At 40.4% G+C, this 13,866-nt stretch carries 12 protein-coding genes; 6 read left to right on the plus strand and 6 right to left on the minus strand.

The genetic code is table 11. The annotated features are described in order from the left end of the window. Positions 1–3: 3 nt before the first annotated feature. The 3 genes from rlmD to cysM all read right to left on the minus strand — a co-directional run bounded on the left by rlmD (position 4) and on the right by cysM (position 3,230). The gene (gene rlmD / locus A2003_RS12715; protein WP_286687456.1) at positions 4–1,413 is read right to left on the minus strand and encodes a 23S rRNA (uracil(1939)-C(5))-methyltransferase RlmD; all 1,410 of its coding nucleotides are present in this window, start codon (positions 1,411–1,413) and stop codon (positions 4–6) included. A 9-nt stretch (positions 1,414–1,422) separates the two neighbouring features. Continuing rightward, the gene (locus A2003_RS12720; protein WP_004960726.1) at positions 1,423–2,244 is read right to left on the minus strand and encodes a 3'-5' exonuclease; all 822 of its coding nucleotides are present in this window, start codon (positions 2,242–2,244) and stop codon (positions 1,423–1,425) included. Between the two features lie 62 nt (positions 2,245–2,306). Further along, positions 2,307–3,230 (minus strand): cysteine synthase CysM, encoded by a 924-nt coding sequence (gene cysM, locus A2003_RS12725; protein ID WP_004955667.1) that lies wholly within the window; start codon positions 3,228–3,230, stop codon positions 2,307–2,309. Positions 3,231–3,378: 148 nt separating this feature from the next. On the opposite strand from cysM, the gene A2003_RS12730 reads away from it, so the two are divergent. The 5 genes from A2003_RS12730 to rsfS all read left to right on the plus strand — a co-directional run bounded on the left by A2003_RS12730 (position 3,379) and on the right by rsfS (position 9,240). Beyond that, on the plus strand, positions 3,379–6,189 hold the full coding sequence (locus tag A2003_RS12730) for a GacS-like sensor histidine kinase (RefSeq protein WP_286687457.1): 2,811 nt from the start codon (positions 3,379–3,381) through the stop codon (positions 6,187–6,189). Between the two features lie 75 nt (positions 6,190–6,264). Then, positions 6,265–7,053 carry a crotonase/enoyl-CoA hydratase family protein gene (locus A2003_RS12735; protein WP_004906675.1) on the plus strand — a complete coding sequence of 263 codons (789 nt, stop codon included), beginning with the start codon at positions 6,265–6,267 and terminating at the stop codon, positions 7,051–7,053. Between the two features lie 21 nt (positions 7,054–7,074). Then, positions 7,075–7,941 carry an NAD(P)-dependent oxidoreductase gene (locus tag A2003_RS12740; RefSeq protein ID WP_039047737.1) on the plus strand — a complete coding sequence of 289 codons (867 nt, stop codon included), beginning with the start codon at positions 7,075–7,077 and terminating at the stop codon, positions 7,939–7,941. A 24-nt stretch (positions 7,942–7,965) separates the two neighbouring features. Continuing rightward, on the plus strand, positions 7,966–8,760 hold the full coding sequence (locus A2003_RS12745) for a hydroxypyruvate isomerase family protein (RefSeq protein WP_112997705.1): 795 nt from the start codon (positions 7,966–7,968) through the stop codon (positions 8,758–8,760). 81 nt (positions 8,761–8,841) lie between these two features. After that, positions 8,842–9,240 (plus strand): ribosome silencing factor, encoded by a 399-nt coding sequence (gene rsfS, locus A2003_RS12750; RefSeq protein WP_004906669.1) that lies wholly within the window; start codon positions 8,842–8,844, stop codon positions 9,238–9,240. A 39-nt stretch (positions 9,241–9,279) separates the two neighbouring features. Here rsfS and A2003_RS12755 read toward each other — a convergent pair whose 3' ends face one another. Both A2003_RS12755 and A2003_RS12760 read right to left on the minus strand, forming a co-directional pair. After that, positions 9,280–9,906, minus strand: a complete 627-nt coding sequence (locus A2003_RS12755) for a hypothetical protein (RefSeq protein WP_039047736.1) — start codon at positions 9,904–9,906, stop codon at positions 9,280–9,282. A 14-nt stretch (positions 9,907–9,920) separates the two neighbouring features. Then, complete coding sequence (locus A2003_RS12760) at positions 9,921–11,243, minus strand: ammonium transporter (protein ID WP_004960748.1); 1,323 nt, start codon at positions 11,241–11,243, stop codon at positions 9,921–9,923. 297 nt (positions 11,244–11,540) lie between these two features. Between A2003_RS12760 and A2003_RS12765 the strand changes: the two genes are divergently transcribed. After that, complete coding sequence (locus tag A2003_RS12765) at positions 11,541–12,362, plus strand: SDR family NAD(P)-dependent oxidoreductase (RefSeq protein ID WP_039047735.1); 822 nt, start codon at positions 11,541–11,543, stop codon at positions 12,360–12,362. A 62-nt stretch (positions 12,363–12,424) separates the two neighbouring features. Here A2003_RS12765 and A2003_RS12770 read toward each other — a convergent pair. Continuing rightward, positions 12,425–13,866 (minus strand): NAD(P)(+) transhydrogenase (Re/Si-specific) subunit beta (locus A2003_RS12770; RefSeq protein ID WP_286687458.1); only part of this gene is annotated, 1,442 nt, incomplete at its 5' end.

Raw genomic sequence — 13,866 nt, forward strand, 5'->3', positions numbered from 1 at the left:
TTTCTAATCGTTTATCTCTTGGGTCTTTTCAAGCTGTTCAATTTTTTCAAATAAGGCAATTGACTCAACATGTTCAGTATGGGTAAACATGTCCATCACTGCCGCTTTTTTAAGTTGATAGCCATATTGTGCCAGCACACCTGCATCCCTTGCCAGTGTCGAAGGATTACATGAAACATAAACGATTCTTTTCGCTCCAAAATTAGGTACGTATTGCATAACCTCATAAGCACCTGATCGTGGAGGATCAATTAATAATGCATCAAATCCTTGCTTTGCCCAAGAATGATGCGAAAAGTCTTTTGTTAAATCTTGTGAAAAGAAGCTGGCTTGAGTCAAATAATTTGCTTGCGCATTTTCAGTTGCTCGTTCAACCATCTCATCACTTGCTTCAACACCGATGACTCGACCCGTTTCACCCACACAGCGTGCTAAAGGTAAAGAGAAATTACCTAACCCACAAAATAGATCAAGTACTCGCTCACCCTCTTTCAAATCAAGCAATTCACATGCCAACTGAACCATACGCGCATTCACATGGCTATTCACTTGAGTAAAATCTAAAGGCGAAAATGCAAACTTCACCTTAAAATCCTCAAGACTATAATGTAAACGCATAGGTGCATGTTCATCGTCAACTCGATGCAAACTGTCTATACCTTTTGATTGAAAGTATAACTGCCATCCCTTGAGTAACGTAAATTGACGCAATTGGTTGACATCCGACACATTTAATTCATCCAAGTGACGAATTAATAACGCGACCTCATCATCACCCATCGCCAATTCTATATGACCGATGTGGGCTTTGCCTGTTAGACTTTCGAGTAAAGTTTTTAGTTCTACCAACGAATCTGACAAAACCTGATCTAAGACCTTACATTGCTGTATATCAGTCAAATGATTGCTGTGATGTTCTCGAAACCCCATCACTAGTCGATTTTGTTTTGGAATATATCGCACGCCAATGCGAGCACGGCGACGATAATCTGTTTTGACAGAACGAATTGGAGCTAACCATTCTTCTGGTTGTAAACCGGCAAAATGTTCTAAATGTGACTTCAATACATTTTGCTTTAATACTATCTGTTGATCTGGATGAATATGTTGCAAACTACATCCACCACACACACCAAAATGTGCGCACACAGGTGCAACTCGTTGCTCCGAAGCATCACTTTCTAGTGTGATCATTTCCGCTTCTTCTAAACGTGTGGTTTGGTTGGTAATTTTTGCTTTTACCGTCTCACCCACCAGAGCATAACGAACAAACACTTTCTTACCATGCTTTTCTTTAGGATGGTCAGGATGTGTTCCATAGTGCGCTATACCACGCCCTTCGTGTGAAAAAGCTTCAATATCGAAGGTGTAAATCGGATGGTGAACGGGACGTTTTTTTGCTTTATGCTTCAAAAGATCAACCTAATTTTTTTGCGCAAACGTATCTGCGGTGAATACAGTATATTGCGATGTCTGCTGCCATACCTGTAAAAATTCTGTCTGTTGCGTTTGAGTTTGTAAATAATCAATAGTTGATTGAATCAACTGTTGATGATCAAGTTGATTTAATTGACCTTTCAACAATAACCAACGCAAATAAACCAACCATGTATTTAAGACATCGCCTTCGCAATAACTGGTCAGTTTCAACCACTGTGCCGAGCGCACATACTCTGGTACATGATAACCTGATTCACCACGCTTGCCTGGGAAGCCAAGTAAACAGGCAATATCATCAAGCTTCTGGAAATTGCGACCATTAAACATCGCCATCACATCCATCAAATCTACATGACGCTGGTGATAACGATTTTGGTAGTTATTATACCGCTTCTGGTTATCAATTTCGCCTTGATCAAATAAACTTGGAGCAGATAAACCATGATACATCGCCCTAAATAAAATAACGGGCAAATCAAATTGCGAACCATTCCAACTGATCAACGTAGGCTGTTTTTTATCAAAAATTGATAAAAATTTAGTCAACATTTCTGCTTCTGAATTACTTTCCTGACTAAATGAAAAAAGTCGAAATCCTTTCTCATCAATCCATAATCCTGAAATACAAACGATCTCATGTAATGGAAGTCGCTGAAAATCCATACCAGATTCTTGACGACGAATTTTTGTAAGCGCTTGCTCCACATCATGATCAGTTAAATCTAAATGATAAAGGTGAGCCCCTGCCTTTAGATCAGTCAGTGTTTCAATATCAAAAACTAAAATTGGAAAACGTAAGTTCATCGGAATCTCGCTCAATCCCTCCCAACCTCTCTTTTTTCAAAGAGAGGAGCTAGGCAGAGATTTTAATCTTGTACGGAGAATAATCCCGTTGATAAGTAACGATCACCGCGATCACAGATAATACATACAATCACTGCGTCAGGATTTTCTTCTGCGATTTTAATAGATGCCCACACTGCACCACCCGATGATGTACCAGCACTGATACCTTCATGGCGGGCGAGCTTACGCATAGTTCGCTCAGCTTCAATTTGTGGAATATCTATAATACGATCAACTCGACTACGATCAAAAATAGTTGGTAAGTACTCTTCTGGCCAACGACGGATTCCAGCAATACTTGAACCATCAGACGGCTGTAGGCCTACGATTTGAATATCAGGATTTTGTTCTTTTAAATATTTGGAAACACCCATGATGGTACCCGTAGTTCCCATTGAGCTTACAAAATGGGTGATTTTCCCACCTGTTTGTTTCCAAATTTCAGGACCTGTCGTGAGATAATGTGCTTCCACGTTATCTGGATTACCAAACTGGTTCAACACCAAGCCCTTACCTTCAGCTTGCATTTGCATCGCGAGATCACGAGCACCTTCCATACCTTGTTTCTGAGTCACTTCAATTAACTCAGCACCATACGCAGACATTGCGTCTTTACGCTCTTGGCTCATATTGTTTGGCATGATCAGTTTCATTTTATAGCCGCGCATTGCCGCAACCATCGCAAGTGCAATACCTGTGTTTCCACTGGTTGCTTCAATCAAAGTATCACCAGGCTTAATTTGTCCACGCTTTTCAGCTTGGATAATCATGTTATAAGCAGGACGGTCTTTCACTGATCCAGCAGGATTGTTGCCTTCTAATTTTGCTAATACCGTGGCTTGAGTATGACTCGCTAAACGCTGTAAACGCACCAAGGGGCTTTTACCGACATAATAATCCAGTAAAAATTCTTCTGCTAAAAAATCAGTTTGCGTATTCGTCATGATCGACACCGATATTAAGGTGGCGACTATTGTATGAAAAAAACCAAAATACTGCACCTTTTCAATATGCTTTTTATTGGCTGGTAAATGCCTCGCTTTTCTCAAAGCATGATAAGATGTTTCGCAGAATGATAAATCTGACCGCACTATGTCAAATTTCAATAAAACCCTATCAAAGCGTTTACGGCTGAATCATGCTTACGGACAGTTGATCGCACTGATTTTAGTGCCGATTGCGGTATTGACCAGCGTTGGAATTCTTTGGGTCTTATCAGAAACGACGAACTCAGCAAAACAACAACAACGTTCAGATGCTTCTGCAATCTTAGCTCGATATCATCAAACTGCCGCAGATTTACTGCGACTGGTGCAAGAACGTCCTGATCAATATTATCGTGCTCAGAACATCATGCAAAAGATGTTTAATGAGAAGAACTTACAACGAGCCGTTTTGATTGATAGTCAAGGACAAACCTATCTTAGCGTCGGCTATCAAAACAATCGTTTCTGGCCAACTTTCCCAAATAACAGTAATTTTTTTGGACCAATACAACACAATCACAACAGCATTTACGGTACAAAAATTAAAAGTGATGCTACCAATCCAGTTTGGTTGATGGTTGAGCTCGATAATCACCCTTTAGAACTGGCTCGCTATAAGATTTTATTATCACTAGTCGTAACAGGTCTGATCACCTTACTCATTCTATTGTTCTGCTTAAATGTATTTTCACGACGTTGGTTAGCTCCACTGTATGAAATACGGATGCAAATGCAACGCTTAAATGCAGATACTTTAGATCAACATATTGTAGTGAACAGTACTGGTGAGCTACGTTTATTGCAGCGAGATATAGCCAACGTTGTTAACCGCCTACACTTCAGTTTCTTGGAACTTAAAGAACATACTGAACAGACAGAAGAAGATTTACGCCGCACCTTAGATACCTTAGAAGTCCAAAACATTACCTATCGTCAGGCACGTGACCAAGCAATTTCATCAAATCAATCAAAATCTGTTTTCCTTGCCAATATCAGCCATGAGCTGAGAACACCACTAAATAGTATTGATGGTTTTATTCATTTATTACTCCGCCAACAAAATTTGAGTAATGAACAAAACCTTTATCTTCAAACTATACGCAAGTCATCTGCACATCTATTGGCACTCATTAATGACGTACTGGACTTTTCTAAAATTGATGCAGGAAAACTAGAACTCGAAACTGCACCTTTTGACCTAGAAGAAGCTATTTTTGATGTTATGGATATGCTTTCGCCTTTGGCTGCACAAAAGCATATCAACATGGCGTTCTACTATGCTGAAAATATCCCACAACACGTTGTAGGCGATGCATTACGCTTTAAACAAATTCTGACTAACCTCATCTCAAATGCAATTAAATTCACCCCCGATGGTGAAATCATCGTGCGCGTTCGAATGGAGGATGATGAAATTGGTCAATGTTTACTACATTTCAGTGTTCAAGATAGCGGGATTGGTCTAAGTGGGACCGATCGTAAAAAATTATTTGAATCATTCTCGCAAGGTGATGCATCTGTCACACGCCAATTTGGTGGTACAGGTCTTGGGTTAGCAATTTCCAAACAATTAGTACACTTAATGCATGGTCACATCGGCTTCGAAGACAATCAAGAACGCGCACCGACAGAAAAAGGATCAACCTTTTGGTTCACGGCGCTGTTTAAAGTTGAAGAGCAAAATGAATATGTTGAGCATCCACACTTTGAGCACTTGCAAGTGGTGTCTTATCTCGCTCACCCTGCAACAGCAAGTGTTTTACGTTCATATTTAGAAAACTACCATGTCTCACATATTGAAACCCAATCAATTCTGGATCTATTCAGTCGCTTAAATCATTTAAGCCAACAAGATAATACTTGGTTGATCGTTGATCACAGTGGCGATACAGAAGCATTGCTCAAAGAAATCCGTCAACGTTATAGCGGCAATTTAGCGGTGTACGGATATCAAATGAGCCTTGAACCAAATATGCTCAATGAATACCGCGCTCGACCACTTTATCAGCCTTTGAGTCGTCGTGAACTTGTACAGCTCCTGAGCAACCAACCGATCTTCGAACAAGAGCCTGAAGACTTTAATGGTCAAGGCTTGCATGTTTTAGCCGTTGATGACCATTTACCAAACCTCATCGTTCTTGAAGCCTTACTTGGTGAGTTAAATGTCACTACAACCAAAGCATTGAGTGGTCAAAAAGCTATTGACCTGATTCAAGAACGCATCGAACAAAAACTTCCGCCTTTTGATCTTGTGTTCATGGACATTCAAATGCCTGTGATGTCAGGGATAGATACCACGAGAGCGATTCGCTCATTAGAATCAACCTTAGATTCAGGTATGCAGCTCCCAATCATTGCTCTTACAGCACACGCTTTAGCGGATGAAAAACAAAAGCTACTCAAAGTGGGTATGAATGATTACGTCACCAAACCTATTCAAATGGAACAAATCATTCAAATCCTTACCCATTGGACAAAGAATAATTTTAGTTCTCAAACTCAAGTGAATGAGCAGAAACGTCCTGTTGAATCGATTGACCCGCAAATTCTAAATTGGCAACAAAGCATTCAACTTGCCGCGAATAAAGAAGATCTCGCTCAAGACCTACTCAACATGTTAGTCGATAGCTTTGATACTGAACTAGCTGAAATGCAACAGTTAATCGAACTTGAAGATTTCCCTCAGCTGGAACATGTCTTGCACCGCTTATATGGTGCAACACGTTATGTTGGCACACCTAACCTGCAACGTGTTTCTGGTGAATTTGAGCAATTTATTTCGACACTGCGAAAGGAGCGTAGAAAAGCGGATGATGCATTTATTCGTGAAACAAAACATCGCTTTAATGAACTTAACATGGCAATCGAACAAGTCAAGCTAGCTGCTAATCTGGTTTTACACTCTCATGACATTTAGCGTGACTGTTGTGTCATGTTTCCACTCTGGGACTCATGCTATGCTGACTTATCGCACACAATAAGAGTTAAGCAAATGTCGCTTTTACGTATTGAGAAAAACAACGGAATTGCAACGGTTTATCTAAACCGCCCAGACAAACGTAATGCAATGAGTTTTGCATTATTAAAAGAACTTGTTTCCACTGCAAAAAAAATCGAAAAAGATCGCTCGATTCGTTGTGTCATTTTGACAGGTGAAGCACATGTCTTCAGTGCTGGGATTGACTTATCCGACCTGAACAATCCCAAAAATACGGCATTTGCAGCGTGGGAACTGATCAAGCCAGGGCAAAGCTTATTCCAAAAAGCATTTCTTATTTGGCAAAATCTTCCGATCCCTGTCATTGCTGCGATTGAGGGATATTGTTTTGGTGCAGGAATGCAGCTCGCTCTTGCCGCAGATATTCGAATTGCAACACCTAACACCCAAATGTCTATTATGGAAAGTCGCTGGGGATTAGTACCAGACATGGGCTTAACACGTTCATTAAAAGGTTTGATCGGTGTTGATTTAGCGAAAGAACTCACACTAACTGCACGTATCTTTGATGCAGAATATGCAAAAAATATCGGTTTAGTGACTCATCTTGATCAAGATCCTTTAGCAAAAGCACATGTGATTGCTCAAGAAATGCTGCAACGCTCACCAGATGCATTAATGGCAGCAAAACGAGTGCTCGACGCCATGGAGCACCAACCAGAAAAAGCATTACGCCTTGAAAAATTATGGCAACTCAAACTGTTATTAGGTAAAAATAGTGCCCTCGCTCGTAAGAAAGATAAGAACCCTGAAGTTCAATTCTTACCTCGTCAATACAAGTAATTATGATCTGAGTATTTTCACATGCATGTTAATCAGCAAACACCAATCGCATTCTTAGGAATGGGGTTAATGGGAACGCGTATGGCAATCCGATTACTCCAAGCAGGTTATAAAGTCGCTGTTTGGAATCGAAGTCCACATGCATGTGATTCAATCATTCAACAAGGTGCGATTGCACTCGACTTAGAACAAATAAATGAATATCCCGTTATTCTAATCTGTTTGGCTGATGACTCTGCCGTCGAAAGTGTTTTCAGCAAAATTCAACCTCATTTAGCCGCAGGACAGATTCTTGTCGATTTCTCAAGCTTGTCTGTCTCAGCAACACAAAATTTAGCTCGGGCTGCTCAAGAAAAAAACCTAACATGGATTGACTCACCTGTTTCAGGTGGGACTGCAGGCGCTGAACAAGGTACACTGGTCATCTTTGCAGGTGGAGATGAACAAACCATCCAGCAACTTGCTCCGATATATCAAGTATTATCACAACGTGTTACGCGCATGGGGGCATCTGGCACTGGTCAAGCAACAAAAATATGTAATCAATTAATCGTTGCTGCAAATAGCACTTTGATTGCAGAAGCTGTCGCTTTAGCAGACCAAGCTGGTGTTGACACCCGATTACTTGCCCCTGCTCTTGCAGGCGGTTTCGCCGACTCAAAACCATTTCAAATACTTGCACCACGAATGGCAACTCATACATTCGAACCCGTGCAATGGAAAGTGCAAACTTTATCAAAAGATTTAAATAATGCGCTAAAACTAGCTCAAAGTTTTAACTTAACAATACCTGTTGCACAAAAAGCTCTATTACAGTTACAAGCTCACCAAGAAAATGGCTTTGCTGAGAAGGATTTAGCGACTATCATTCAATATATAGAACAATAAAGTATTAATTCAAGGAGATTGAACATGAGCCGACTTGCAGTCAATTTATCCATGATTTTTACTGAAGTACCTTTGATAGAACGATTCGAACTCGCTCGAAATCATGGTTTTCAACATGTTGAAATTCAATTCCCATACGAATTAGACATCCTAGACATTCAAACTCAGCTTGAACAACATGGGTTATCACTTTGCTTAATTAACGTTCCGGCTGGGGATCTTATGCAAGGTGGTGATGGTCTTGCAGGGGTGCCAGGTCAGGAAATCGCTTTTCATCATGCACTTGAATTAGCCATCAAATATGCAAAAGCACTCAAGGTACCAAGTGTCAACATTTTAGCAGGTAAGCAACCTTTGGATGCAGACCTTTTACCTTGCCTAAACACGTTATCAAGCAACTTAAAACTTGCCTGCCATATGCTGACAGAACAAGATATTACTCCTGTATTTGAAATGATTAACGGGACCGACATGCCCCGCTTTCTCGTTCAAAATATTGCTCAAGCCCAAGAAATGTTAGAAGCAGTAAATCACCCTGCGCTTAAAATGCAATACGATTGCTATCATATGGCAATGATGGGAGAAGATGTTCTAGCAGGATTGCAGGAAAATATTGATCTTATTGGACATATTCAATTCGCAGATTGTCCACATCGACATGAACCCGATACAGGTAGTATTGTTTACAAGCCTATTTTCGATTGGTTACTTCAGAGTGACTACAAAGGCTACATTGGGGCTGAATACAGACCAAAAGATCAATCAGATCAATCATTTGGATGGAAAAAAAAGTACTTCTCCAATGATGTGAATACATAAACTGTTACGGCTAAAATTTGAATTTTTTAGAGAAAAACGGTATATTTGACAATGAGCAATTGTCAGGAAAATATACCCTCTATGAATTTAGAACCATCGCCCAGCGCTTCTAATTCTCACGACCTAAAAATCCAACCATCTAATAAAGATGTACAAGCTTGTCTAAAAGTTGTACATGAAGCCCTTGCAGATGTAAAAGCCAAAGATATTTTAGAACTTGATGTAAGTTCAATCAGTAATGTTGCCGATGCAATTGTAATTGCAAGCGGTACTTCTACTCGTCATGTTAAAGCCCTTGCTGATAATGTTGCTGATGAAGCACGTAAAGCAGGTTTCCGCCCACTCGGCGTCGAAGGCGAACGAGATGCTGAATGGATCCTTATCGATCTAGGTTATGTCGTTGTACATGTAATGTTACCTACTGCCCGTAAGTTTTATGATCTCGAAAGCCTATGGCGCACTCCTGAATCAGTAGCTTAAAGCTCAAAGAAGCGACCTTAGTAGGTCGCTTTTTTATATCTATAATAACGATGTGAGATTCACTTCAGTATAATTCTGTTTGATTTCTTGCCGTATTGCAGCATAAAGCTGATCTGCTTTAATCGGACCGTAAAAATCACAATAAATCGCATATAGCATAGTTAACATATCAGCATAATGCTGCTGTGAAATTTGCTTTAATGACTCCTGCTCTGCACCCAGAAGATAAAAATACCCAGCAAGTAATCGATGCTTCTTCATGCTTTTCTGTATTTCTTCCACAAACTCCAGATAATCATCTCGCACCACACCCTTTAATACAGCCATCACAAAATCATGAAACACTTGAAAAAGCGCATTATTATTTTCATTAATTTGAATACTTGGCTGCGTGGTGGATACTTTTTTATCCTTTACTTTAAGATGTTGCTGCTTCTCTAATATTGAGATTTCGTATAGAACTTGACGCAACATTTCTTTGCGCTGCAAACGCAATTCATCATTTGAACAAATTTCACTGAGAAATCGATTCAAAACAAATGATGGTTGATGCCCATATTCACGCTCCCAGTAACTTAAAGCACGCTGCAAAACAGACTCAGGTAAAAACTGAGATAAGCCTTTTTCAATTGCTAATCTTTTTTGCTCAATCGTTAATTCAGCCATAAATACAGCTCCTATTAATGACGATGCGTAATATTGTCAGCATCAAAGGTTAAATCCCTTTGAAACTCTGGGTATGAAAGCTCCGCGTGCTCGGTATAATCCAGGCCTCGTTGTTCATGTTGCTGAGACACTCTCAAACCTCCAAGAACTTTGTCCAAAATCTTAAATACCAGCAATGCCAAACCAAATCCCCAAACGAATGCAGCAAAAATTCCTATGATCTGAACATACATCACATTTGCATCAAAAAGATTAGTTTCCAAAAATGCTCCAGCAGCCAATGTACCCCAAGCACCACATACGCCATGAACTGCAACCGCATCTACAACATCATCCAACTGCATTTTGACAAGAAGTTGTGGCACAAAGCTAATCAATATACCTGCGCCAACACCTGTCATAATTGCGAAAATTGGTGACATCGTGGCACAACCAGCAGTGATCGCGACCAACCCCGCCAGCGAAGCATTAATGGTATTGCGTATTAATACAGCTTTAGATCGGATCAATGCCAAAATCATATAAGTTGAAGCTGCTGCACATGCTGCTAAATGTGTATTCAACGCAATACGACCAATACTGACATTTGCTGAAACAGTTGAAGCAGCATTAAAACCAAACCAAGCAAACCACAAAATAAACCCACCTAGCGCAACTAGAGGTAAATTATGTCCAGCTAAAAAATGGCCTTGTCCTTTACGCCCAAATCGCCCTAAACGAGGACCAAGTACAATAATCCCTGCAAGAGCCACCCAACCACCGATAGAATGCACAACTGTAGAACCTGCAAAATCAATAAAGCCCATTGCTTTGAGCCAACCATCTCCTCCAAACAAACCACCCCACGCCCAACTGCCAAAAACTGGATAAATCACACCACTCACAAAAATGGCACTTACCACATAGGCAACAAAATGGATACGCTCTGCCATTGCTCCACTCGCAATGGTTGTAGCCGTCGCAGCAAACATCATTTGGAAGAAAAGTAAGTTCCAATGCCAATCATCCATCTGATTTGGCATAAAGTGGCTCAATCCAATCCATCCCGATTGATTTAAGCCAAACATTAATCCAAATCCAAACAACCAAAATACCAAGCCCCCGATACAGGTATCCATATAGTTCTTCATCAGTACATTGACCGTATTTTTACTACGCACTGACCCACTTTCGATCAATGCAAATCCTGCCTGCATGAAAAACACCAAGATCCCCCCAATAACCACCCAAACACTATCGAGTGAAATACGAATTTCTTGAATATTCGGTGCTGTTGACGCGGATACTGATGTGGAGAGAAATATTAAAAATGTAGAAATCAAAATTATATTTTTCATTAAATTCCCCTTAAAAGATCATTCAATCCAATGCAAGGAGAATGCCAAGATAAACATATATTTCTTTTTATATTTTCAAGTATTTATATTTATTCAATGTAAAAAAATAAAAACTTAGATATGCCATAGATATCTTGTAGAAATCACATTGAATATCAGTCTCTTCATTGACAAATACGTATCTCAAATAAATATGAATCATCTTACGCACAAAATTGACATGACAAATTGTCAAAATTAAAGCAATATAACAATGCTTTAAAGTTTTAGAAATATAAGTATTGCTGGAGCATAGGAATGAAAATTTTAATTACAGGTGCGAATACTGGGATTGGTTTCGCTACCGCTGAACAACTTGTGAAAAATGGACAACATGTCATTTTGGCTTGTCGTAACCCTCTAAAGGCACAGGCTGCACTGAAAAAGTTACGTGTATTAGACCAAGGGCAAGTGGATTTTATTTCTCTAGATTTAAATAGCCTAGAACATACACGAAAAGCAGCGGATGAAATTTCGGATCGTTATGGTGATTTAGATGTATTAATTAATAATGCAGGATTGTTTGCTAAGACCAAACAACTCACTCAAGATGGCTTTGAACAACAATTTGGTGTGAATTATCTCGGTCACTTCTTGTTGACCCAAAAGCTTCTCCCAGTTTTAGAAAAAGCACCTAAAGCTCGCATCATCCACCTTGCTTCAATTGCACATTGGGCAGGTTCAATCAAACCTAATAAATTTCGCGCAGAAGGTTTCTACAATCCGCTGTTTTATTATGGGCAATCTAAGTTAGCGAATCTTTTATTCAGTAATGCTTTAGCTGAACGTATGGCGAATAGCACCATTACCAATAATGCTTTGCATCCAGGTGGCGTTGCTTCAGACATCTATCGCGAACTACCAAAGCCTGTTTATGAAGTTATGAAAATCGGCTTAGTCCCCACTTCTGTTCCTGCTAAGTTAATTACAGATATGGCTATTGCAGATCATTGGGCAAATCGTAATGGTGAATATGTCAGTGCACATATGCCAGACTGGAAATCACCACACGCAAAAAATCAACAACTCGCTCGTGAACTATATGATCAATCCATGGATCTTGTAGAAAATTTTCTTTAATTGATAAGAACGAAATAAAAAAGCCACCCAAGGGTGGCTTTCTCAATCCTGATGAGGTCAGATTAGTGACCACCACCATTGATTGCTTTCGTCATATCTTCAACAACTTTCTTCGCATCACCGAAGATCATCATTGTTTTTTCATTGTAGAACAAGTCATTGTCTAAGCCAGCATAACCTGTTGCCATAGAACGTTTGATCACCATGATTGTACGAGCTTTGTGAGCTTCAAGAATCGGCATACCATAGATTGGTGAACTTGGATCATCTTTCGCTGCAGGGTTAACTACGTCGTTCGCACCGATTACAAGTACTACATCTGTTGCTGGGAAGTCTGAGTTGATCTCATCCATCTCTAAGATGTCTTCATACGCAACATCAGCTTCAGCAAGTAATACGTTCATGTGACCAGGCATACGACCAGCAACTGGGTGAATCGCAAAACGTACTGTTACGCCTTGTTCTTTTAAGATTTCACATAATTCTTTAACTGCATTCTGTGCACGACCTTGCGCCATACCATAACCAGGTACAATCACAACGCTGTCAGCATTTGACATCAAGAAACCTGCGTCATCTGCTGAACCAGAACGATAGTTACGTTGAACTTGTTCGCCTTTGTCCGCTGTAGCAACTGCTGCACCACCCATCGCACCACCAAACAATACGTTGATGATTGAACGGTTCATCGCCTTACACATGATGTAAGAAAGAATCGCACCAGAAGAACCTACAAGTGAACCAGCAACGATTAACATATTGTTTTCTAGTGTGAAACCAATACCAGCTGCAGCCCAACCAGAGAATGAGTTAAGAAGCGATACCACAACTGGCATATCACCGCCACCAACTGGCGCAATCCAAACCCAACCAAATGCAAGTGCAAGTGCTGTCATCGCCCAGAAAGCAGTCATGTTATTCGTCAAGAAGAACATAATGCCTGCCGCAAGCATTGCAGCAAAGATAAGCGCTTGAACCGGTTTAACCCAAGCACCAGAAATCGTTTTTGCCCATTTCTTAGCAGCTAATTTACCGTAAGCAAATACTGATGCTGTAAATGTAATCGCACCAACGAAGCAACCTACAAACAATTCAAATAAATGAACCTTGCTCATGTGTGCATGTTGTACACCCGCAGCAGTTAATGCAGCTTCATTTTGTGCAAATAATGCTGTTAATTGGTTGTTATGTAGAATTGCCGCAATCGCAATGAGTACCGCAGCCAGACCCACCAAAGAGTGCATCAATGCGACCGTTTCAGGCATCTGCGTCATAGGCACAGTACGCGCACGGGCAATACCCACTATCGCACCCAGCACCATCGCACCGCCAATCATCCAAACTACTGGATGCTCAGCAACAAAGAAGGTTGTCACTACAGCAATCGCCATAGCGATCATGCCGTAACGGTTACCTGCAATTGCAGTTTTAGGACCTGACAAACCACGCAAAGTTAAGATAAAAAGGACGGCACCAATCAGGTAGAACCAATCCGCATAGTCTC

The sequence above is a fragment of the Acinetobacter sp. GWC1_38_13 genome, assembly GCF_001767535.1.
GTDB lineage: Bacteria > Pseudomonadota > Gammaproteobacteria > Pseudomonadales > Moraxellaceae > Acinetobacter > Acinetobacter junii.

Excerpts from the sequence above, each read along its gene's own strand:
- rsfS (WP_004906669.1), top strand. The coding sequence starts at position 8,842 with ATGAATTTAGAACCATCGCCCAGCGCTTCTAATTCTCACGACCTAAAA.
- A2003_RS12765 (WP_039047735.1), top strand. The coding sequence starts at position 11,541 with ATGAAAATTTTAATTACAGGTGCGAATACTGGGATTGGTTTCGCTACC.
- A2003_RS12735 (WP_004906675.1), top strand. The coding sequence starts at position 6,265 with ATGTCGCTTTTACGTATTGAGAAAAACAACGGAATTGCAACGGTTTAT.
- cysM (WP_004955667.1), bottom strand. The coding sequence starts at position 3,230 with ATGACGAATACGCAAACTGATTTTTTAGCAGAAGAATTTTTACTGGAT.
- A2003_RS12740 (WP_039047737.1), top strand. The coding sequence starts at position 7,075 with ATGCATGTTAATCAGCAAACACCAATCGCATTCTTAGGAATGGGGTTA.
- A2003_RS12745 (WP_112997705.1), top strand. The coding sequence starts at position 7,966 with ATGAGCCGACTTGCAGTCAATTTATCCATGATTTTTACTGAAGTACCT.
- A2003_RS12760 (WP_004960748.1), bottom strand. The coding sequence starts at position 11,243 with ATGAAAAATATAATTTTGATTTCTACATTTTTAATATTTCTCTCCACA.
- A2003_RS12755 (WP_039047736.1), bottom strand. The coding sequence starts at position 9,906 with ATGGCTGAATTAACGATTGAGCAAAAAAGATTAGCAATTGAAAAAGGC.
- A2003_RS12720 (WP_004960726.1), bottom strand. The coding sequence starts at position 2,244 with ATGAACTTACGTTTTCCAATTTTAGTTTTTGATATTGAAACACTGACT.
- A2003_RS12730 (WP_286687457.1), top strand. The coding sequence starts at position 3,379 with ATGTCAAATTTCAATAAAACCCTATCAAAGCGTTTACGGCTGAATCAT.